A 21,350-nucleotide genomic window follows, 5' to 3' on the forward strand; every position below is an offset into this window, starting at 1 on the left:
GACGTGATGGTACCAACCTGAACCAGGCGTCCAAGGGGACGCCCACCTCCTCCTCATGAATCGTGGCGAATACCGCCTGGCCGCCATCCACAGGATTTCGCCGACGTGGCGAAGGGCCAGAACGGTCGTGACGCTGAGTTTATTCAGAACCTCAACCTTCTGGAGCACAAGCGGAAGAGAAATACCGTCCAATCCTGGCTGAGATAAAGAGCTCCTTCGATGCCTATAAGAAGGAGCTGGACAGCACCATGGCCTTGGGCAGCAAGCACGCGGACCTCAAGAATGACGCGGCCCGCCAGGAAATCCTGACCGAGGTGGCGCAGTCGCGGGTCGTCGCCACCGCCCTGTCAACCAAGATCAAAACATTGCAGGACGCTTTGGACCACGACGGCACGGCCCTCGCCCAGGACGCGCAGTCCATCGCCAACGACCTGACGTGGATGATCGTGATCGTCGCCGTGGTCGGCATCGCCATCGGCATCGTCGTCGGCATGCTGATCGCCCGCCGCGGCCTGGTGACCCCCATCGGCCACATCGTCGGCAACCTGCAGGACCTGGCCCACGGCCGCCTGGACATCGAGGTCTTCGGCACCCAGCGTGGCGACGAGGTCGGCGACATCGCCAAGACGGCCCTGGTCTTCCGCGACAACGCCCGCGAGACCGAACGCCTGCGCGCCGAACAGGAGAAGGAGCAGGCTGCCCGCGTCGCCCGCGCCGCCGTCCTGGAAACCCTGACCCGCACCTTCGACGTGCAGGCCGGCGACGTCATCGGCGCCGTCGCCTCCGCCGCCACCGAGATGCAGGCCACCGCCAGCTCGCTGTCCGCCTCGGCCGAGCAGACCACCCGCCAGTCCGCCACGGTGGCCGCCGCCGCCGTCGAAGCCTCGGCCAACGTGCAGACCGTGGCCTCCGCTGCGGAGGAACTGAGCTCTTCCATCAGCGAAATCAGCCGCCAAGTGGCCCAGTCCGCCTCTGTCGCCGGCGACGCCGTCCGCCAGGCCACCCACACCGGCACCATCGTCGCCGGCCTGGAGCAGACCGCCCAGCGCATCGGCGACGTGGTGAAGCTGATCACCGACATCGCCAGCCAGACCAACCTGCTGGCCCTGAACGCCACCATCGAGGCCGCCCGCGCTGGCGAAGCGGGCAAGGGCTTCGCCGTCGTCGCCTCGGAAGTGAAGAGCCTGGCCAACCAGACCTCCAAGGCGACGGAGGAGATCAGCACCCAGATCGCCCAGGTCCAGGACGCCACCCGCGAGGCGGTGACCGCCATCAGCGCCATCTCCGGCACCATCGGGAACATCAACAACATCGCCACCACCATCGCCTCGGCGGTGGAGGAGCAGGGTGCCGCCACGCAGGAGATCGCCCGCAACGTCCAGCAGGCGGCCGCCGGCGCCGACAGCGTCACCCAGAACATCCAGGGCGTGTCCACCGCCGCCGATGACACCGGCCATTCCGCCCACGACGTCCTGACCGCCTCCACTTCCATGGCCCGCGAGGCCGAGAAGATGCGCGGCCTCGTCGAGAAGTTCTTGGCGGAGGCCCGCGCCGCCTGAGCCGGAAAGACGAACGGCCCGGGATCACTCCCGGGCCGCCGTCTGTGAGATTGCTGGAATCAGCCCTTCTTCACCCGCGCCACGTAGTCGCCCATCATGGATTGCAGCACATCCAGCGGCACGGCGCCGGAGTTCAGGCCCACCTGGTGGAAGTCCTTGATGTCGAACTTCGCGCCCAGGTCAGCCTTGGCCTGGTCGCGCAGGCGGTTCCACAGCGTGTGGCCGATCTTGTAGCTGCAGGCCTGGCCCGGCCAGGCGCAGTAGCGGTCGGTCTCCCGCGTCATGGCGCTTTCGGTGTCGCCCGTCAGGTCCACCATGTACTTCACGGCCCGTTCACGGCTCCACCGCTTGTGATGCATGCCGGTGTCGATGACGCAGCGGCCGGCCCGAAACAGCAGGAACTTCAAGTAGCCGATGCGGCCCAGCGGGTCGTTGTCGTACATGCCCAGCTCATCGGCCAGCTGCTCGGCGTAGAGCGCCCAGCCCTCGCCATAGCCGGAGAAGAACATGTTGGCGCGGTAGAGCGGAATGCCCGGGGTTTCCTGGGCGATGCAGCCCTGCAGGTGATGGCCGGGCACGCCCTCGTGATAGACGGTGGAGGGCAGCGACCACTTGGGCCATTCGGCCGTGTCATGCAGGTTGAAATAGATGGTGCCCACCCGATCGCCTTCCAACGGCGGTGATTCGTAATAGGCCAGCGGCGCTCCAGCCTCGATGGCGGCGGGCACCCGCTGCACCCGGGCCTTCGCCTTGGGCAGGTCGCGGAACATGCGCGGCAGCCGCGACACCATATCGTCCAGCTTCACCTGCAGGTCGGCGATCAACTGCGTCTTGCCGGCGTCGGTGTTGGGGTAGGTGCTCTCGGGCCGGGCGCGCAGGGCCTTGATGCGCTCCGCCACCGTGCCCTGGCTCAGCCCCTGCTCCTTGAGCAGCGTGTCCAGGCGGGCGCCGATCTCCTTGGCCTGGTCCAGGCCGATCTGGTGCACCTCATCCGGCGACAGGGTGGTGGTGGTGCTGGACTTCAGGCCCTGGACATACCAGGCCTCACCGTCCTTGATGTGCCAGACACCGGCGTCGTGCGTGGCCTGGCGGCGCGCCGCCTCCACCGCCGCGATCTGGCGGTCCAGCGCCGGGCCCACCTTGTCGGTGTAGACCTTGGCCGCCTGGGTGCCATAGGCGTCACCCAAGCCCTTGGCCGCGGCCCGCTTGGCCAGCGAGGACACCAGCCCGGACCGGGCGGCGTCGACCCGCAGCGCCCGCAGCTGGGTCAGCGTGGTGTCCAGCATGAAGTCGGCGGCGAGGATGCCCTGGGCGGCGGCGTGCTTGAACTGCGCCGTCTCGGTGTCCAGCGCGCCTGCGAAGGCCTCAAGCCGGGAAAGATAGGCGTCGGCGTCGGCCTTGCCCTCGATGGGGTGGTGGGCATCCAGGAAATTGGGAATCGACTGGTAGGCGCCCTGCAGCTGGCACAGCTCATAGGGTGACCCGCCGGAGCCGAAGGGGAACTTCGTGGCCATCTCCACGGCATCGGCCAGCACGTAGTCCACGCTGTCGTAGTTCACGGCGTCGATGCCGGTCAGCGCCTTGCGGTCGATGGCGCGCAGACGGCGCAGCTGGTCCGCCGTGATGGCGTCATTAGCCTTGCGCCCGGCCTCGCTACGGTCATCCAGCTGGCCGCGCAGGCTGGACAGGGCGCCGGTGTCCATGCCGGCCATCGTGGCGCCTTCCGGGCTGCGCCGCAGGTCTTCCTGGAAGAACGCGTCCAGCAGGTGGTTCAGGTCGGCGGCGGCTTTGCCCCCGGTGGCATCGGCGGCGAAGCCGGGGCGGACGGCGGCCAGGGCGACGGAGGCGGCGCTGGCGGCCAGGAAGGCGCGTCGATTGAACATGAAGTCCCCATTCTTGCTGTGGCGCGCCAGAGTAGCGCCCCGGCCATGGGGGCAAAAGGAGAGGCCTGTAACGGAATGGTTACAGGGGATGGATGGGTGGACGGTCCCGCCCCGGCCGGCCTGCCGGGGCGGGACGCCCATGCCTCATCGGGAAGCCTCAGCTGGAATAGGCCTCGCCCCATTCGGCCATCAGTTCCTCCTTGCGGGCTTTCAGCCGCTGGCCCATCTCGTTCAGGTCCTCATCGCCCCGCTTGGCCTGCGAGAACAGGCCGCCGGGCTGCTCCTCTTCCTTGACGTGGTGCTTGATGTATTCCCCCAGCACCTTGACCTTGGCGTCGTAGAACTCATCGCCCGGCTTCATCGCCTCGATCTCGGCGATCAGCTTCTTGGCGCCGTCATGCTCGACATAGGCCTCGTCCAGCATGTCGTCCTCCACCTCCCCCCGTTCCTCGGGATAGAAGATCTCCTCCTCAATGGCGGTGTGGACCTTCAGTGCCAGCGCGATCTTGTTGAACAGGGCCAGCTTCTCCTCGTCGGTGTCCAGCTGCTCGTATTCGTCGAACCAGCCCTCCACCTCACGGTGGTCCTTTTTCAGCAGGCTGACCGCCAGCGGATCGCGCGTGGCGGTGCGCCGGGTGCGACGCGGCTTGGTGTGGGACTTGGTCTTGGTGGCGGTCTTGCGGGCCGTGGCGGTCATGGGTGGCGCTCCTTCGCGGTGGGTTGCGCGGGTTATGGTTGGATCCCACAAACCGCCTGGCCACCGCGCCGGTTCCGCCTCGTTACCGCGCCGTCACGCCTTGCTGCCGGCAGAGGATGGCCAGTTCCCGCTCCGCCGGGTCGGTCAGGGGCTGCCCGTCGAACAGCACCTGGTCGCCCTCCACCGTGAAGCTGCCCAGATAGGCGTCGGCACGGGGCCGAACACCTGGCGCGCGCGGCAGGACGCCGGCCAGGCGGGCCGTCAGGGGAATCTCGATGCGCTGGGGCAACCGCATGCGGGGGCCGCCGGCCAGGTCGGCCGGCGCCACCGGGTCCCCGTTCACGTCGACGCCAGGCTGATAGGCGACGTCCGGCGCCGGCTCATGCCGCACCACCCACTGGCAGGCGGCCGGGTCCACGGCGATGGTGGGCGCGCCATTGCGCGCATCGGTGGGCTGGCCCGCGCCGGCGCCACCGGGCAGCACCGCCAGCGCCAGCAAACCGCCCGCGAAAACAGCAATCCGCATCTGGCCTCATCCTCGCGTGGCTTTGCCCTTGCGCGTCCCCGACACCGCGTCGACCATGGGCGGCGGGACACATATCCAATGACAGCCGATCCGATAATAATCCTGGGGGCTTCCAGTGCTTGAGCGTTTTTTCGGGCTGACACCGCACGGCACCACCGTCCGTACCGAGATCCTGGCCGGGATCACCACCTTCCTGACCATGGCCTACATCATTTTCGTGAACCCCCAGGTGCTGGGCAAGGCGGGCATGGATCCGGGCGCGGTCTTCGTCGCCACCTGCCTGGCCTCGGCCCTGGGCTGCTTCATCATGGGGCTGTACGCCAACTACCCCATCGCGCTGGCGCCGGGCATGGGCCTGAACGCCTACTTCGCCTATTCGGTGGTGGGGGGCATGGGCTATCCCTGGCCGGTGGCACTGGGAGCCGTCTTCCTGTCGGGTGTGGGCTTCACCATCCTCAGCCTGCTGCCGGTGCGCGAGGCCATCGTCAACGCCATCCCCAGCGGCCTGAAGCATGCCATCTCCGCCGGAATCGGCCTGTTCCTGGGACTGATCGCCCTGCAGAACGCCGGCATCGTTGCGGCCCATCCCGCCACCATGGTGACCCTGGGCGCCCTGGGCAAACCGCCGGCCCTGCTGGCGTGCGCCGGCTTCCTGGCGCTGGTCGTGCTGGTGGCGCGCGGGGTGACCGGCGCCGTGGTCATCGCCATCATCGGCACGGCGCTGGCCGGCATGGCGCTGGGCGTCACGCCCATGATCCATAGCCCGGTGTCGCTGCCGCCCGATCCGACGCCGACGCTGCTGCGTATGGACGTGGCTGGCGCCTTCAGCATGGGGCTGACCGCCATCATCTTCGCCTTCCTGTTCGTGGACCTGTTCGACACCGCCGGCACCCTGGTCGGCGTCTCCCACCGCGCCGGCCTGCTGGACGCGGATGGCCGCCTGCCACGGCTGAAACGCGCCCTGCTGGCCGACAGCCTGGCCACCACCGCCGGTGCCGCGCTGGGCACCTCCACCGTCACCGCCTACATCGAAAGTGCCGCGGGCACCTTCGCCGGCGGGCGCACCGGCCTGACCGCCGTGGTGGTGGGCGTGTTGTTCCTGGCCGCCCTGTTCCTGTCGCCGCTGGCGGCCGCCATCCCCGGCTACGCCACCGCCCCGGCACTGTTCTACGTGGCCTGCCTGATGGTGCGCGGCCTGGCGGAAATCAACTGGGACGACGTCACGGAGTCAGTGCCGGCCGTCATCACGGCGGTGGCCATGCCCTTCACCTTCTCCATCGCCGACGGCATCGCCTTCGGCCTGATCGCCCATTGCGCCATCAAGCTGCTGACCGGGAAGGGTCGCGAATTGGGGCTGGCGCTGCCCATTCTGGCAGCACTCTTCGTGCTGCGCTTCGCCTTGGCTTAAACGCCAGCACCTTGATCCACCAAGGAATTCCGCCAACTTTCGTTGAGCAAAATTTATGATCGGCGGCCATTTTTGACCTGAAAGGCCGCCTTTCAGGCATCTTGCCTTCAAAATGATCAAAAAAGAGATGACGGAATGATTTCGGATCCCTATACTCCGCCCTCGTAAACCCAAGGGCATAAAAAAGACCGCGCTCGCGAAAGCGCGGCGCGGCCTTGAGTTTAGGGAGGAATCGCCACCAAGCGACTCAATGTCAGAGGGGGATGTACCCTCCAACGCTTGGATAATGCTACGCCGAGTTTTCGAAAGGCAAGCCCAAACGAAGGGCTGGCCTTTCTTTTTGTGCTTTTTCTGTGCTTTTGATGAATTGTTATTCAGTTGCCCGCTTTTTGCGCCACATTACGCCCAAAATATGAGCACTCGCTACAAGGGGTCGCAGCCAAATCGCCCCGCAGCGCAATAGAATCGTCGGCGAATCACCCCTAATTCATGCTGCGCCGCCGAAGGAATGGACACCCTCTATCCCGAACGGCGGATGCCCCGCTGACGGACGGCCGTCCGTCAACTCCAGCACCTACGACCAGTGGCTTATGGAGAGGCGGCGGGAGCGGTACCGGTACCGCTCCCACCCCGCAGCCAGGGGATATCAGCCTGGATAATAGGCAACCGCCAGCGCACCGGGCAGCAAGGCCAGCGTCAGCACGGCCGCCGCCGTGGGTACAAGGGCGGGCAGCAGGGCGGCCATTGGCCCCTCGCCCGCCGTTCCCTCCTCCGCTGGGCGGGGCAGCGCCAGAATGAACAAGGGGAACAGCGGCAGGAAATAGCGGCCCTGCGGACCGTCCACCGCCGGCCAGCCGACATTGGTCCAGGTCAGGTACTGCGACAGGAAGATGCCCTCCACCGCCGCTCCGGCGGCGACGGCCAGCATCACCACTTCCGTCCAGCGCACGCGGCCCCAGGCGGCGCAGGCCGAGGCGCGGGCGCCAGCGCCCGCACGCAGCCGCATGTCCGCGCCGGGCGCCAGCGCCAACGCCAGGGTCCAGGCCTGGTAGACCACTTTAGGCAGGCGCAGGTCCAGCCAGCCCAGCACGCCGATAGCCTCGAAGAAGAGGCCGGTGAAGTGATGGGGAACAGCCAGGGTGTGAAGAACCAGGGTCACGATGCGCCAGGGTGCGGCCAGCAGCACCCGGATCTGTGCCGCCGCGTCGGTGCCATGGAAGATGGCCGGTCGCGGGCCGGGCCAGATCATCCCCGCCTCATACGCTGGCCGGGGCACCGCCGTCGCCAAGCCCCGCTGAACCAGCAGCACCCAGGTCACGGCCGGCAGCAACACCAGCCCCGCCGCCGCCAGACGGCGCGGCAAGAACTGGCGGACCACCGCCCCGCGCAGGGCCCGCCAGCCGGGCAGGGGCAGCAACAGCATCGCCACCAGCGGCAGGTAGGGCGGCTTTACGGCGATCACAACGGCCAGCAGCAGGGCCGCCCCCCGATAGGCCCCGCTGTCCATGGGGTCGGCGCGCCCTTCCGCCCGCGTCACCAGCGCCGCCGCCAGCGCCGTGGCGGCGATGATCAGGCAGTCCTGGTTGAAGGAGGCCGCCAGCGAGAGCGACATGGGCACCGCCAGCAGGCAGAAGAGAAGGCCGCGGCCACGGCGGGCCACCGCCAGCGCCGCCACGCCCAGCAACAGGTAAACCGCGATGTTGGCCAGGCGGCCGGCCAGGATGGCGTCGAACGGGCCGGCGCCCAGCCACCGCGCGACACTTAGGCCCAGCGCCGCCGGGGCGTACAGGGCCGGCATGTAGGTCGCGATGGTGTTGAGGCCGACGAAGCCGCGCCCGCCGCTCCAATCCAGGCCCCGGGCCCAGTCCAGGCGCTCCGGCGACACCGGCTGGGTGTGCGGCGGCATCATGCTGGTGACACGCAAGGCATCCACCGCCGCGTCGACGCCGGCCACGGTGGCGATGGTGCCGTCCGCCTGGGGCTGCGGCCCGCGACGGCCGATGACCTGCCCATGCGTCAGGCTGTCCGCGCGAGCGATGTGCGCCGGCTCATCCGCCACCTGGCCCGGCGGCACGCGCAAGGCGAAGACCAGGCAGGTCGGCAGGGCGACGGCCAGGAACAGCAGAGGAAGTAACCAGCGGCGCTTTGCCTCAGAGACCATGGGTATGTTCCGGAAACGGACGGCCCAGCAGGCCGGCACGGCGCGCCAGCCGCCCCAGGCGCAGGGTGACAAGCAGGGTGGCGGCGGCCCCCAGAACCAGCAGCGCCAGGCGCCAGGGCGTGGCGCCCCCGCCCCAATCCTGCACGGCGGCACCCGCCACCTGCCCGGCCACCACATAACCCAGCAGGGCGGGCAAGGAGGCCAGGGTGCCTGCGAGGTAGGCCGGCAGCGTGACGGACGACAGGCCCAGGGCGTAGCTGGTGACGGCAAACGGCATGACCGGCGACAGGCGCAGCAGGCAGACCAGGCGCCAGCCGTCACCGGCCACCAGGCCGTCCAGCGCCGCCAGCCGGGGCCGCCCCGGCAGCAGGCGTGCGACCCAGGGCCGGAACAACGACCGGCTGAGGGCGAAGGTCAACAAGGCGCCGGCCATCAGGCTGAACGCCGCCAGAGGAAAGCCCACGACCACGCCGTAAGCCGCCCCCGCGGCCAGCCCGATCAGCGCCGCGGGCAGCACCCCGCTGGCCACCACCAGCGCCTGCGCCACGACCATCGCCAGCCAACCGGCGGCGCCAGCCGCGCGGATGGCGTCGGGCAGGGCCGCCAGTTCCGGGCGTCGCACCAGCCCGGCGCCCGCCACCACCAGCACAGGGAGCAGCAGGGCCATCGCAGCGGATAGACGGGACATCAGCCGGGACCGCCAGCGGACAGGCGACCGTGGTCGGCCGTGGCGAACAGGGGGCTGGCCACCACCGCCATGCGGTGCAGGCGGAAGGCCAGGGCCGTGCGCAGCACGCCCAGCCCGTAGATGACGCTGCGACGCAGGTTGATGCTGGAGGCCTCGGGGAAATATTTGGTGGGGCAGGATATCTCCCCGATCTTCAGCCCCTGGCCGATGGCCTGCACCAGCATCTGGTTGTCGAAGACGAAGTCGTCGGAACAGCGCAGCAACGGCAGGCGTGCCAGGGCGGCGCGGCTCCAGGCGCGATAGCCGGTGTGGTACTCCGACAGCTTCTGGCCCACCAGCCAATTCTCAACGCAGGTCAGCAGGCGGTTGGCCACGTACTTGTACAGGGGCATGCCGCCGGCCAGCGCCCCCTTGCCCAGGATGCGGGAGGCCAGGACCACGTCATACTCCGTCGACGCGATCATGGACGCCATGGCCGTCACCAGCCGCGGCGTGTACTGGTAATCCGGGTGCAGCATGATGACGATGTCCGCCCCCCGCGCCAGGGCCGCCTGGTAGCAGGTCTTCTGGTTGCCGCCGTAGCCGCGGTTGTGGTCATGCCGCAGGGTGTGGATGCCCAGCTCGCGCGCCAGCCGCACGGTGGCGTCGGAACTGGCGTCGTCGGTCAGGATGATGTCGTCGACGATGTCCTTGGGGATCTCGTCATAGGTCTGCCGCAGGGTCTTTTCCGCGTTGTAGGCGGGCAGGACGACCGCGACCTTCTTGTGATGCAGCATGGAGGCAACCGGCGTCTGATAGGAACCCGCCGGCATCGACCGCGCGGGCGTGGGGATCAAGCGGCGGCGCCCCAACCACCGCTGTCCCGTTATACGGAGCTTCCCCCGGAAACTGGCGCGCCCGGGAAAGCTGAGACAAAACGCAGCACTCGGGATGGCTCTGTGATTTTCAGATGAAATCCTGATACCCTGCAGTCATTTCCATCAACAATCGATCGCCATGGACACCGCCCCCTTCCGCCCCCTGGACCTGGACGCCGTGCACGCCTTCGTGCTGGTGGCGACGCTGCGCAGCTTCACCCGTGCGGCGGAGGCCTTGGGCACCACCCAGTCCGCCATCAGCCTGAAGCTGAAGCGGCTGGAGGACAGGCTGGGCCAGCGCCTGCTGGAGCGCACGCCACGCCAGGTGCGCCTGTCGTCGCAGGGCGCCGCCTTCCTGGAGCCCGCCCGCCGGCTGCTGGCAGCGCATGACCAGGCGCTGGCCGGACTGGAGGAAGCGCCGCACCGGCTGGTCATCGGCATCAGCGATCATGTCGCCGGCCGCGACCTGGCCGGGCTGCTGGCCCGCTTGCAGGGCCGCGACCCGACATTGGTGATGGAAGTGCGCATCGCCGCCTCCCGCCATCTGGGCGGCATGCTGGACCAGGGGGAACTGGACGCCGCCATCCTGCGGCTGGAGCCGGCGGCGGACGGCCGCATGCCGCCGGTCGAGGCGGGGGAGCCGCTGTTCATCGACCCGCTGGCCTGGTTCGCCGCCCCGGGATGGGAACCGCCGCCTGGCGCGCCCCTGCCCATCGCCACGCTGGCCGCCCCCTGCGGCGTGCGCGGCCAAGCGGCGCGGGCGCTGGACGCCGCCGGTATCCGCTGGACGGAAGTGTTCGTGGGCGGTGGGGTGGCGGCCGTGGGCGCCGCCGTCCTGGCTGGCCTGGGCGTGGCGGCGTTGGCGCCGCGCGCCGCCCCCCTGGGCGCCGTGGAAGTGGGCGAGCGGTACTCCCTGCCGCCCCTGCCCAGCGCACCCGTGGTGCTGCGATCAGCGGTCAGCGACCGCCGCAGCCGCGCGGCGCTGGCGACGCTGGTCGCCGCCTTTCGCGCCACCGGTCAGTAAGCGAACCCGCCGGCCGCGGCTTTGCGCCACGGCTGGCCAAGCGTGGCCAGCGTGTGATCCACCGGGCAGTCATCGGCATGGGCCAGGGGCAGGTAGCCGATGCTCATCAGGAATTCGCCCACGATCTCACCGCCGGTGAAGCGGAAGGTGCGGCGGAACAGCTTCACCCATTCCGCTTTGGTCAGCGGGTGGTGCGCGGCGATCCATGCGGCGAAGCCGCCGTGGCTGGCCCGCAGTGCCTGGATGACCCGGGCGTTGTGGATGGCGGCCTCGATCTTCAGGCGGTTGCGCACGATGCCGGCGTCTTGCATCAGGCGTTCCACGTCCTCCGGCCCCATGGCTGCCACCGCGTCTACATCGAAGTCATGGAAGGCGGCGTTGAAGGCCGCGCGCTTGCGCAGCACCACCAGCCAGGACAGCCCGGCCTGGTTGATCTCCAGCATCAGGCGTTCGAACAGCACCCGCTCATCCGCCGTGGGGAAGCCGTGTTCCTGCTCATGATAGGGACCATGGAACGGATGGCCTGGGGCGATGGCGCAGTATCCCGACATGGTGATCGATCCTGTGGAGGATGGCCTGTGGAAGATGGCCTGTGGAGGATGGGGGACGCGGATGCTAGAAGGGGACGCGGCAGGAGGGAACCCCAAATGGCCAAGGTGTTCACCGACGCCCATCACACACGCGCCCACCACGGCAAGGCCTTCGCCCATCCTTACCGCGCCGTCTTCTGATCCTTCCCCACCAGCCCCCGAGTCCGTTCCCATCCCATGACACCGACCCTGTCCCCCATCGCCCGCCGGCGCCTGCTGCGCAACGTCCTGGCCTTTCTCCTGACCCTGCTCGCCATCTGCGTGGTGACGGGCCTGCTGGGGGGCACCATGGCCGTCGTGCTGGTGCTGCGCCTGGTGTTCGGCATCGGCGCCTTGTGCTCCGGCGCCTGGATGTTCTTCCTGCTGGCGCGCCAGATGGTGCGCAACGGCCGGCCACCCCATCCTTTCTTCTACGGCGGCTACGCCATCATCCTGGGCTGCCTGGGCGGCGTGACGGTGCTGGGCGGCCTGATGCTGGCGCAGGTGGCGCATCTGGCCCCGTAGGGCCCGGCTAACCCGATGGCGACACATCGCCTCGGCCCGACGACCTAAAACATCGGGCCCACTCCGCCAATACGTCTATGAATAATTTCCAGTCTGTCGCCCAATTGCGGCACCGGTAGCGACAACATTTTGCCATCAATCCTTGGCCCTATTGGCGACGAGGGCCAAGCGCCTGGCGATTACCTGGATTATGAGTGACGGGAACTTACCGTCTTCTTCGTATCACCCGGTGATGGCCGACGAATAGCCGGCCCAGTTGAAGCAAGAGGTGACCCCATGAAGTCGATCATGAAGTCCGCCCGCGCCACCGTCAGCGCCGCCACCCTGGCTGTCGCGCTGACCGGCGGCCTGTACATCGCCAGCGCCACCCCGGCCGCCGCTCAAGTGGGTGTGGACCTGTGGGTGCGCGAGGCCCCGCCGCCGCCCCGCCATGAGGTGGTGCCGCCGCCGGAAGCCGGCCGCGTGTGGGTGGGTGGCCACTGGGCCTGGCGCGACCGCTGGGACTGGGAACCCGGCCACTACGCCGAACCGCCGCACGCCCGCGCCCATTGGGTGCCCGGTCACTGGCGCACCGGCCGCGACGGCCGCCATATGTGGGTCGAGGGGCACTGGCGCTAAGCCGGGACGCGCCCAGGACCTCCTGAAATGACGGGCGGTACCGGTTTCGGCCGGTGCCGCCCTTTCGTTTTCCGGCGTCACCGGCGGCGGAAGGCCACGGCGTTCGTGACACGATAGCCCATGGACCCGCTGAAGCGCTGGGTCGCCCGTTTGGTCGCGTCTTCCGCCGTTTCCGCCCCCACCAGATAGGTGCGGCCGGAAACCCAGTCATCGACATAGTCCCGAGGCGCCATGCGGGCGGTGGCGGTTTCGCCGAAGTCCGGATTGGCGATGGTCAGTTCCCAGAAGTGGTGGGCGGCCAGCGTTTGCCGATCCAGCAGAACCAGGGGCTGCAGCCGGCGCTCCTTCAGGGCCTTGCGTTCCTTGTCCAGACTTTCCAGCTCCTCCCGCAGTTCCGCCAATGTGGCGTCCACCGTGTCCAGCGTGGTGGTGATCTGTTCCAGCTCGCCCGAGGTGCCGTCAATTTCCTGGCGGAACTGCGCCACCAGGGCCTCACGCTTCTCCAGCTGGCGGTTCAGCTCCAGCCGGCGTACCGTGAGTTCGCGCCACTGGCGGAACAGCAGGGCCGCCAGCAGGCCGATCATCAGCAGCAGCAACCATCCCAGTTCCATCATGCCCCCCGGCGGAACCCGGTGGGCCGCAGCGGGCCCTTTTCCGGAAAGTGCATTTCCAGCTGCCGGCGGGCGGCGGCTTCCGACTCGGCCCAGATGCTGCCCCGGTGATCCACCCCACGCAGCGGCGGCGGCAGTTCGCGCCCCGGCTCCGCCATGCCGGTGGGCATGAGACCGCAGGCGTACTCCTCCTTGTCCTTGGACGGTTCGCCGATCTGATGCAGGACGTAGAAGTCGCGGGCGCGCATATCGTTGTTGTCAACCCGCAGCTGGGCGATGGCCGCGCGCATGCGGGCCGCCTCCCCCCGCTTGTGGCCCAGGGCCATGCGCTGCTGTTCCAGGAAGGACAGCACTTGCGTCTTCTCATTGGAGACGGCGCGCATCTTGTCGGTTGACGAACCCAGAGACTTGCGCAGGCGCATCTCCACGGTCTGCCGCCACAGCCACAACAGAATGGCCGCCAGCATCAGCAGAACGGAAAACCCCATCAGGATTTGGATCAGCATTCCCCAAACGACCGTACCACGGGCCCGCCGACAGCCGGCCGGCCGACCCTACCCAGCGTCCCCGCCCACCGTGGGTCAGGATGGCGCGTTGCCGGGGGGATCGAACAGCCGATCATAGTCAATGAGGCCAAAATGAAAGACAGCCCAAACAAGCGCGAGAATTACCGCTGAGATGATGCTCGTCCATATGAATTTGCGCTTCAGGTCGGGAAATACCGGCGCGCCCCGATCGTTGCCCTTCTGCGGGTCTTCGTCCCGGCGCACGCCGAACGGCAGAACCGCGAACAACACCACCCACCACAGCGTGAAGTAGATGGCGGCAAGGGTGACCAGGCTCATGACGCTCCCTCTCCGGCGCGGGATCCGGCCGCCACGTCGGTGCGGCTGTACCGGCCCTGTTGGCGGGCCTTCGTAAAGGTCCGCCCCCCTACTTACCCGCTAAGCCGGCCGCCGCCAACGGGCCTTGGCGCCGCATGGGCACAAAGGCTCGTTTTAATGGCGCCTCTATTATTTGATACCACTAAAGATATTTCAGCCTACCCTCCCCATAGCTTGCAATACCGCCCCGTGATGCTGCCTATAGAACGCGCTTTCCCATCAATACGTCAGCAGGAATGCAGGAGATCCGCATGGTCCAGCCGTGGCGTCTCAAGGCGCGTGGTGCCAGCCAGGCATCCGCGACGCCGGTTCGCGTCTCCATCGCCTTCATCGTGAAGGTCAGCCTGACCGCGTCCGGCGGCGCGGGCGGTGTACGACTGGTGTCGACGGCGCCCGGCCGGCGGCGAATCTTGCTGAACCAAGCCAGCAGCAGCGCGCACGTCTATCCCGGCTTCGGCCGCCGCATCCGTCCCCAGCTGTTCGGCCGTGTCAGCATCCTGCCCACCAACGCCCCGACCACCCTGGGCCTGTCCCAGTTCCTGGAGTTCGTGGCCCTGCCTGACGGCACCTGGCTCACCGTGGCCAAGCCGGTACCCTTCTGAGATCTCATGACCGCCGGCTTCGAATCCCCGCCGGACGAGGTTCTGGAGGGGGAGTGGATCGACTTCATCGCGGAGTTGCCCGTGGACGGCGACACGCTCCGCCACCACATCCGCGCCGCGCTGGCGCGCGGACTGGAGGAGGTGCGCATGGGCGCCTTGGCGGGGCGGAGCGCCCGCATCGTCGCCAACGGCCCGTCGGCCCGCCAGGCGCCGCTGTCGGCAATGGATGGCCGGCTGAGCGTGGCGCTCAACGGCGCGCTGGCGCTGTTCCGCGCCCGGGGCCAGGCGCCAGACTATTTCGTCGCCTGCGACCCGCAGGCCCTGGTGGCGGAGTTCCTGGCCGACGCGCCGCCGGCCACCACCTATCTGATTGCCAGCCGCTGCCATCCCCGCGTCTTCCAGGCCCTGGCGGGGCGGCGGGTATTGATATGGCACCTGGACGAGGCGGACGCGGAGGCCGAGATACCAACGGCGGAGCGCATCGGCGCCGGCCTGTCCGTCACCAATGCCGCCCTGATGCTGCTCCATCACATGGGCGTGCGCAGTATGGACATCTGGGGTCTTGACTGCAGCTTGGCGGAGGATGGCGCGCATCACGCGGGCCAGGGCGCTGTCAGCGGCCCCTACCAGCCCATCCGCGTGGGCGACCGCCTGTTCCAGTCCAAGCCCGCCTGGGCGGCGGAGGCGCAACAGTTCCTGCTGCACCTGCATGCCATTGATGCCGAGGTCACGGTGAATGGCGAGGGCATGCTGGCCGCCATCCTCGCGGAGTTCGGCCGGCGGCAGGCGCCCGGCGCATGAGGGTGTCCTTGACTTAGAGCGGAACCGATCAGGTGAAATCCCCTGATCGGTCCCGCCCTATCATGAACAGGTCACGAGCGGGATGCGATCACGCGTGATCGCATCCCGCTCTAGAGCGTGATGATTTTAGGTTCGCACATACCCTGCATGGGCGAGGTAGTTTGAACACTCTGCGGGAGTGACGGTTTGGAGAGTTTTGCCGATGGCGGCACAGAGGCCATCGGCAGATCGCTCTTGAGCTTGACGCAGATGATGCTTGAGTTTGGCGAAGAACTGCTCGATGGGGTTCAGGTCGGGTGAGTATTTTGGAAGGAAGATCACCCTGGCCCCGGCCGCCCGTATGGCGTCCCGGACGGCCTTGCCTTTATGTGAGCCGAGATTGTCCATGATGACGATGTCGTTGGGCTTCAATGTCGGGACAAGGACCTGCTCGGTATAGATCCTGAAGCGCTCGCCGTTGATCGGCCCCTTGATCAGCCACGGCGCATCCACGCGATCTTGGCGCAGGGCGGCGATGAAGGTCATGGTATTCCAATGGCCGAAGGGGGCCGGACCAGGTAACCGTTGCCCACGCGGGGCCCAGCCTCGCAACGGCGCCATGTTAGTCTTGGTCCACGTCTCGTCGATGAACACCAATCGAGACGGGTCGATCCCCGGTCGCAGTCTCAGCCATCGCTCCCGGTGGCGGGCGATGTCCGGCCGGCTTCTTTCCGTGGCGACCAAAGTCTTTTTTTATAACTCAGTTTCTCAGCATGCACGAACTCCCAGACCGAGCGGTAGTCCACCTTCAAATTCCGGTCCGCCAGCTCACGGACAAGACCACGTAAGGTGAACGGGCCGCTGGCACAGCGCGTCAGCAGCCAGTCCCGGTGCTCCCCGGAGATCGCCTTCGGCTTATGCCCTCCCATCTGACCAGGAGCCACGCTGCCGGTTACCGCCTCGCGCTCCAGCCATTTGATCGCCGTGCTCACCGCAACGCCAAACCGCTTCGCGGCCTGATGGCGTGACAGGCCATCAAGCTTAACCGCGTCAACAACGCGCTGACGAAGATCCATCGAGTACGGACGACCCATCGTTCCCGGCCCCATATAAATCAAACCGGTAACCTTGAATCACATTCCAAGCTCGTTGGGAATCCAATCCTGAATCAGCCTTATTTCATCCCGCTCTAAACCCGCACCAGATGCACCTCGGTCACCGGCTTGCGGCCCTGGGCGGCATGGAAGGTGCGGCGCACGGCCAGGCGCGCGGCCTCGGTCACGGCGGTGTCGTCGCGCCGCTCGGCCCGGCCCAGCTTGTCCACCGCCTGCCCGATGCCCTTGACCAGTCCTTCGATCAAAGGGGCGTCCTCCTCCCCATCCAGCAGGCCGATGACGCTGATCCGTGGATCGGCGATCAGCTCGTCATCCTCCATCACCAGGGTGACGACGGCGGCGCCGTTGAAGACCATGCGGTTGCGGGTGCGGAGCAGCGTGCCGCCCAGCGGCACCAGGCGCCGGCCGTCCAGGCACAGCTTGCCCGACGGCACGGTGCCCACGACCTCCGGCTCCCCCGGACCGATGCGGATGACGACGCCGTTCTCCGGCACCAGGGCGCGGGGCACCTGGCAGTCCAGCGCCAGGTCGGCATGGGCCTTCAGGTGGCGCTGCTCCCCATGCACCGGCACGGCCAGGTAGGGGCGTATCCAGCTGTACATCTGCGCCAGCTCATCCCGGGCCGGGTGGCCGGAGACATGGACATCGGCGTCGCTGGCCGTCACCACCTCGATGCCCCGGCGGATCAGGCCGTTCTGCACCTTGGCGATGGCCTTCTCATTGCCCGGAATCTCACGGGAGGAGAAGATGACGACGTCGCCTGGCTCCAGGTCGATCTCGGGATGGTCGCCGTCGGCGATGCGGGCCAGGGCGGCGCGCGGCTCCCCCTGGCTGCCGGTGCAGATCAGCACCTGGGCCTCGCGCGGCAGATAGCCGGCGTCATGCTCGCTGACGAAGGGCGGCAGATCCTTCAGATAGCCGGTGGCGCGCGCCGCCTCGTTGATGCGGCGCAGGCTGCGGCCCACCAGGGCCACCTGGCGGTCGTGCGCGGCTGCCGCCTTGGCGATGGAATGCAGGCGGGCGACGTTGGTGGCGAAGCAGGCCACGGCCACCCGCCGGCCGGGATAGCGGCCGATCAACTCCTCCAACCCCACGGCGACCGTGCCCTCGGAACCCGAGGTACCAGGCACCGTGGCGTTGGTGCTGTCGCACACCAGGGCGGTGACGCCCTGGTGGCCCAGCGCGATCAGCGCCGCCTCATCCACCGGCGCGCCGACGCGGGGGTCGGGATCCAGCTTCCAGTCGCCCGTGTGCAGCACCGTGCCGCCGGGGGTGCGGATGACCAGGGCGTTGGGCTCGGGGATGGAGTGGGTGAGGCTGATCAGCTCGATATCGAAGGGGCCGACGTGGAAGCGGCCGGACAGCGGCACCTCGATGATCTGCACCAGGCCGCTGAACTCCGTCTCGCGCAGCTTGGCGCGCAGCACGGCGGCGGTGAAGGGGGTGGCGTAGACAGGGCAGCGCAACTCCGTCCACAAGTACTGGACAGCACCCAGGTGGTCCTCATGCGCGTGGGTCAGCACCAGACCCGCCAGATCCTCCCGCCGCTCGGCGATGAATTCCGGATCGGGCATGACCACGTCCACGCCCGGGGCCGCGTCGTCGCCGAAGCTGACGCCCAGGTCCACCATCAGCCACTTGCCGGCGTGATGGTAGAGGTTGAGGTTCATACCAATTTCGCCGGACCCACCCAACGGCAGGAAATACAGGGCGTCGGGGGACAGCAAATCGTCGATCATGGACACCTGTGAGGGGAAACGAACAGAAGGGCGAAGGGGCCTAGCCCCCTGATTTGGCGTTGCGGCGGTGGATGAGCAAGAGCCCGCGCAAGGTCAGGTCGGCGTCGATGTGGTCGACCATACCCGTCTCCTCCGCGAACACCCGCACCATGCCGCCGGTTCCGATGACGGTGACGGGCGGCGTGCCGGTGGGCGACAACTCCGCCTTGATGCGGCGCAGCAGCCCCTCGATCATGGCGGTATAGCCCCAGTACATACCGGACTGCATGGCGCCCACCGTGCCCCGCCCGATGACGCGGGCCGGCTTGGCGATGTCCACCTTGGGCAACTGGGCCGCCACGCGGTGCAGGGCGTCCAGCGACAGGGTGGGCCCGGGCGCGATGACGCCGCCGGCGAAGGCGCCGTCGGCATCCACCACGTCGAAGGTGGTGCCAGTCCCGATGTCCAGAACCACCAGCGGCGCCTTGTATCGTTCCGTGGCCGCAACAGCATTGACCAGGCGATCGGCGCCCGCCTCGCGCGGATTATCGATGCGGATCTCGATACCCACATCCACCGCCGGATCGCCAATGCGCATCGGAACGCAACCGAAATGATCGGTGCACAGCCGGATCAGATCCGGCGTCGCCGCCGGCACCACCGAGGACAGGATGGCGGCGTTGACGTCCTTGGCCACCAAGCCCGTCAGCGCCATGGCCGATGTCAACCACACCGCATATTCGTCGGATGTGCGGCGACTGTCGGTGGAGATGCGCCAGCGGCCGCGCGGCGTGTCGCCGTCATAGATGGCAAAGACCACGTTGGTGTTGCCGGCGTCGATGGCGAGCAGCATGGGGGCTCCCTGTCTCAGGCGGTCGGCGGGGCAATATCGGGGAAAAAGACGTCACCGGCTGTGACCTTGGCCACCCCTCGCCCCGTTTCCACCAACAGGGCGCCATCGGTGTCCAGATCCATCAAGTGGCCGTCGAAGGTGCGGTCGTGCAGGCGCACGGTGACCGGGCCGCCGATACCCTGTGCCGCGTTCAGCCAGGCGGCGCGCACGGGCACGAAACCATAGTCCTGCCAGCGGCGGTACCAGCGGTCGAAGGCGCGGGCATAGGCGGCCATGACCTGGTCGGGCTCCACATCCGCCCCCAGCGCCATCAGCGAGGTGGCGGGATAATCGGCCGTGTCGGGGTGATGACGCACGTTCATGCCCATCCCCACCGCCACCCAGGCGATACCACCGTCCACGTCCGCCTCGGATTCCAGCAGGATGCCGGCGATCTTGGCGCCATCCACCAGGATGTCGTTGGGCCACTTCAGCTTGGGCGCCGCGGCGACCAAGGCGTCCACCGCCTCCCCGGCCGCCAGCGCGGTCACGAAGGACAACTCGGCCGCCCGCTGGGGCGTGCCGCCGGGGCGCAGCAGCAGGGTGCAGGCCAGATTCCCGGCATCGGACAACCAGGACCGACCGCGCCGGCCCCGGCCCGCCTCTTGGCGAACGGCCCGGACCAGCGTGCCTTCCGGCGCGCCCGTCCGGGCCATGTCCTTAACGATATCGTTGGTGCTGCCGCACCGTTCCAGCACCGTCGGCCGGATCCAGTCCGGCAGACGGTGGGGGAAGGCGCCGCCCAGCGAAGCGACCGAGGGCGTTCCGGCGGCGGGCGCCCGCCCGCTCAATGGAACAGGCTGGCGGCGGCGGCCGCGGCGCTGTCCAGCACCGGGGTGCCGATGACGAGCGCGACCGGGAACACTACCAGGGCGGTGGCGGTGACGACCCAGGACAGGCCGGCCGTGGGACGGTCCAGCGGCTCCTTCACGTCGTCGAACCAGGAAACCTTGCAGACCTTCAGGTAGTAGAACAGGCTGATGCCGCTGGTCAGCGCCATGATGATGGACAGCGGATACAGGCCCGCCTTCCACGCCGCCATGAACACCAGCAGCTTGCCGAAGAAGCCCGCCGCCGGCGGCACGCCCGCCATGGAGAACATGAAGACGGCGAGCGCCAGGGCCAGCATCGGGTTGGTCTTGGACAGGCCGGCCAGGTCGGCGATCTCTTCCACCGCCTTACCCTTCTGCCGCATGCCGATGATGATGGCGAAGGTACCGACCGTCATGACCAGGTAGATCGCCATATAGATCAGCACGGCCTGCACGCCGTCGGCGGTGCCGGCCGCCACGCCCACCAAGGCGTAGCCGATGTTGGCGATGGAGCTGTAGGCCATCAGGCGCTTGATGTTGGACTGGCGGATGGCCGCCAGCGAACCCACCACCATGGAGGCGACGGAGCAGAACTCGATCACCTGCCGCCACTGCGGCAGCAGGGAGCCGAAGGGGCCTTCCAGCACGCGGATGAACAGGCAGATGGCCGCCACCTTGGGCGCCACGGCGAAGAAGGCCGTGACCGGGGTGGGCGCGCCTTCATAGACGTCCGGCGTCCACATGTGGAAGGGCACAGCGGAGATCTTGAAGGCCAGGCCGGCGGCCACGAAGACCAGGCCGACGATGACACCCAAGGGCGCCGGGCCGGCCTGCAGGACCTGGGCGATGGTGATGAAGTTGGTGGTGCCGGCAAAGCCGTAGATCAGGCTGATGCCGTATAGCAGCATGCCCGACGACAGCGCGCCCAGAACGAAGTACTTCAGGCCGGCCTCGGTGCTCTTGGCGTAATCGCGGCGGAAGGACGCGATGACATAGAGTGACAGGCTCTGCAGTTCCAGGCCGACATAGAGCGACAGCAGGTCGTTGGCCGACACCATCATCATCATGCCGACGGTGGCGAGGACCATGAGCACCGGGAACTCGAACCGGTCCATGTCCTCACGGGCAATGAAGTTCTGGGCGATGATGAGCGACAGGCCGGTGCCCAGCAGGATCAGCAGCTTGGAGAAGACGGCGAAGCCGTCGGCGATGAACAGGCCGGAGAAGGCCACCTCGTAGCCTTCCTGGCGGACCAGCAGGACGCCGGTGACCACCAGCGCCACCAAGGCCAGGCCGCTGACCAGGCGCGTGCCATTCTTGCCGCTGAACACACCCAGCATCAGCAGCAGCAGTGCCGCCACGGCCAGGAAGATCTCAGGCAGGGCCGGGATCAGATCGGTGAGGACAGGTTGCATGGATCG

General features: G+C 67.9%; 22 protein-coding genes. 7 read left to right on the forward strand and 15 right to left on the reverse strand.

Annotated features, from left to right (window positions below; genetic code table 11):
- The first annotated feature begins 248 nt into the window (after positions 1–248).
- Positions 249–1,559, forward strand: coding sequence for a methyl-accepting chemotaxis protein (locus tag I55_RS04365; protein WP_049973819.1), 1,311 nt, complete (start codon positions 249–251; stop codon positions 1,557–1,559).
- Between the two features lie 59 nt (positions 1,560–1,618).
- Here the strand turns inward: I55_RS04365 and I55_RS04370 are convergent, their stop codons facing one another.
- The 3 genes from I55_RS04370 to I55_RS04380 form a co-directional block, all read right to left on the reverse strand.
- Positions 1,619–3,442: a DUF885 family protein gene (locus tag I55_RS04370; RefSeq protein ID WP_044559286.1), complete on the reverse strand. Its 1,824-nt coding sequence runs from the start codon at positions 3,440–3,442 to the stop codon at positions 1,619–1,621.
- A 157-nt stretch (positions 3,443–3,599) separates the two neighbouring features.
- Positions 3,600–4,139 carry a hemerythrin domain-containing protein gene (locus I55_RS04375; protein ID WP_044559287.1) on the reverse strand — a complete coding sequence of 180 codons (540 nt, stop codon included), beginning with the start codon at positions 4,137–4,139 and terminating at the stop codon, positions 3,600–3,602.
- An 82-nt stretch (positions 4,140–4,221) separates the two neighbouring features.
- Positions 4,222–4,665 (reverse strand): hypothetical protein, encoded by a 444-nt coding sequence (locus I55_RS04380; RefSeq protein ID WP_148293567.1) that lies wholly within the window; start codon positions 4,663–4,665, stop codon positions 4,222–4,224.
- Positions 4,666–4,780: 115 nt separating this feature from the next.
- Here I55_RS04380 and I55_RS04385 point away from each other — a divergent pair, with 115 nt between their 5' ends.
- On the forward strand, positions 4,781–6,073 hold the full coding sequence (locus I55_RS04385; protein ID WP_044559288.1) for an NCS2 family permease: 1,293 nt from the start codon (positions 4,781–4,783) through the stop codon (positions 6,071–6,073).
- A gap of 646 nt (positions 6,074–6,719) precedes the next feature.
- On the opposite strand, the gene I55_RS04390 is transcribed toward I55_RS04385, so the two are convergent.
- The 3 genes from I55_RS04390 to I55_RS04400 are packed head-to-tail and all read right to left on the reverse strand — an operon-like array spanning position 6,720 to position 9,698.
- On the reverse strand, positions 6,720–8,234 hold the full coding sequence (locus I55_RS04390; RefSeq protein WP_044559289.1) for a DUF2142 domain-containing protein: 1,515 nt from the start codon (positions 8,232–8,234) through the stop codon (positions 6,720–6,722).
- Positions 8,224–8,922, reverse strand: coding sequence for a TVP38/TMEM64 family protein (locus I55_RS04395; RefSeq protein WP_083900835.1), 699 nt, complete (start codon positions 8,920–8,922; stop codon positions 8,224–8,226). The genes I55_RS04390 and I55_RS04395 overlap by 11 nt, the downstream gene beginning before the upstream one ends.
- On the reverse strand, positions 8,922–9,698 hold the full coding sequence (locus tag I55_RS04400) for a glycosyltransferase family 2 protein (protein ID WP_044559308.1): 777 nt from the start codon (positions 9,696–9,698) through the stop codon (positions 8,922–8,924). Before I55_RS04400 ends, I55_RS04395 begins: the two co-directional genes overlap by 1 nt.
- A 220-nt stretch (positions 9,699–9,918) precedes the next feature.
- On the opposite strand from I55_RS04400, the gene I55_RS04405 reads away from it, so the two are divergent.
- The gene (locus I55_RS04405; RefSeq protein WP_044559290.1) at positions 9,919–10,803 is read left to right on the forward strand and encodes a LysR family transcriptional regulator; all 885 of its coding nucleotides are present in this window, start codon (positions 9,919–9,921) and stop codon (positions 10,801–10,803) included.
- On the opposite strand, the gene I55_RS04410 is transcribed toward I55_RS04405, so the two are convergent.
- Positions 10,797–11,354 carry a DNA-3-methyladenine glycosylase I gene (locus I55_RS04410; RefSeq protein WP_044559291.1) on the reverse strand — a complete coding sequence of 186 codons (558 nt, stop codon included), beginning with the start codon at positions 11,352–11,354 and terminating at the stop codon, positions 10,797–10,799. The two genes, I55_RS04405 and I55_RS04410, sit on opposite strands and share 7 nt — an antisense overlap.
- 216 nt (positions 11,355–11,570) lie before the next feature.
- Here I55_RS04410 and I55_RS04415 point away from each other — a divergent pair, with 216 nt between their 5' ends.
- Together I55_RS04415 and I55_RS04420 are read left to right on the forward strand one after the other, a co-directional pair.
- Positions 11,571–11,897 (forward strand): hypothetical protein, encoded by a 327-nt coding sequence (locus I55_RS04415; protein WP_044559292.1) that lies wholly within the window; start codon positions 11,571–11,573, stop codon positions 11,895–11,897.
- Between the two features lie 276 nt (positions 11,898–12,173).
- Positions 12,174–12,515, forward strand: coding sequence for a YXWGXW repeat-containing protein (locus tag I55_RS04420; protein ID WP_199902458.1), 342 nt, complete (start codon positions 12,174–12,176; stop codon positions 12,513–12,515).
- A 77-nt stretch (positions 12,516–12,592) separates the two neighbouring features.
- Here I55_RS04420 and I55_RS04425 read toward each other — a convergent pair whose 3' ends face one another.
- From I55_RS04425 to I55_RS04435, 3 genes are all read right to left on the reverse strand, one after another.
- Positions 12,593–13,129, reverse strand: a complete 537-nt coding sequence (locus I55_RS04425) for a hypothetical protein (RefSeq protein ID WP_148293568.1) — start codon at positions 13,127–13,129, stop codon at positions 12,593–12,595.
- The gene (locus tag I55_RS04430; RefSeq protein WP_044559294.1) at positions 13,126–13,632 is read right to left on the reverse strand and encodes a hypothetical protein; all 507 of its coding nucleotides are present in this window, start codon (positions 13,630–13,632) and stop codon (positions 13,126–13,128) included. Before I55_RS04430 ends, I55_RS04425 begins: the two co-directional genes overlap by 4 nt.
- A 75-nt stretch (positions 13,633–13,707) precedes the next feature.
- On the reverse strand, positions 13,708–13,971 hold the full coding sequence (locus I55_RS04435) for a DUF1467 family protein (protein WP_044559295.1): 264 nt from the start codon (positions 13,969–13,971) through the stop codon (positions 13,708–13,710).
- Positions 13,972–14,261: 290 nt separating this feature from the next.
- On the opposite strand from I55_RS04435, the gene I55_RS04440 reads away from it, so the two are divergent.
- Positions 14,262–14,612, forward strand: coding sequence for a hypothetical protein (locus I55_RS04440; protein ID WP_148293569.1), 351 nt, complete (start codon positions 14,262–14,264; stop codon positions 14,610–14,612).
- Between the two features lie 6 nt (positions 14,613–14,618).
- Positions 14,619–15,413 (forward strand): 6-hydroxymethylpterin diphosphokinase MptE-like protein, encoded by a 795-nt coding sequence (locus tag I55_RS04445; RefSeq protein ID WP_044559297.1) that lies wholly within the window; start codon positions 14,619–14,621, stop codon positions 15,411–15,413.
- Between the two features lie 126 nt (positions 15,414–15,539).
- Here the strand turns inward: I55_RS04445 and I55_RS34070 are convergent.
- The 5 genes from I55_RS34070 to nuoN form a co-directional block, all read right to left on the reverse strand.
- A protein-coding gene (locus I55_RS34070) for an IS630 family transposase (protein WP_085939907.1) occupies positions 15,540–16,486 on the reverse strand; the annotation gives its coding sequence in 2 pieces (ribosomal slippage) (positions 15,540–16,147 and positions 16,147–16,486; 948 coding nt in all).
- 95 nt (positions 16,487–16,581) lie between these two features.
- Complete coding sequence (locus I55_RS04460) at positions 16,582–18,246, reverse strand: ribonuclease J (RefSeq protein WP_199902459.1); 1,665 nt, start codon at positions 18,244–18,246, stop codon at positions 16,582–16,584.
- A 40-nt stretch (positions 18,247–18,286) separates the two neighbouring features.
- Positions 18,287–19,078: a type III pantothenate kinase gene (locus tag I55_RS04465; protein WP_044559298.1), complete on the reverse strand. Its 792-nt coding sequence runs from the start codon at positions 19,076–19,078 to the stop codon at positions 18,287–18,289.
- A gap of 14 nt (positions 19,079–19,092) precedes the next feature.
- On the reverse strand, positions 19,093–19,908 hold the full coding sequence (locus tag I55_RS04470) for a biotin--[acetyl-CoA-carboxylase] ligase (protein WP_252181008.1): 816 nt from the start codon (positions 19,906–19,908) through the stop codon (positions 19,093–19,095).
- Positions 19,905–21,344: an NADH-quinone oxidoreductase subunit NuoN gene (nuoN, locus tag I55_RS04475; RefSeq protein ID WP_044559299.1), complete on the reverse strand. Its 1,440-nt coding sequence runs from the start codon at positions 21,342–21,344 to the stop codon at positions 19,905–19,907. The genes I55_RS04470 and nuoN overlap by 4 nt, the downstream gene beginning before the upstream one ends.
- Between the last annotated feature and the right edge of the window lie 6 nt (positions 21,345–21,350).

The sequence above is a fragment of the Azospirillum sp. B4 genome, assembly GCF_000333275.1.
In the GTDB taxonomy this organism is placed as follows: domain Bacteria; phylum Pseudomonadota; class Alphaproteobacteria; order Azospirillales; family Azospirillaceae; genus Nitrospirillum.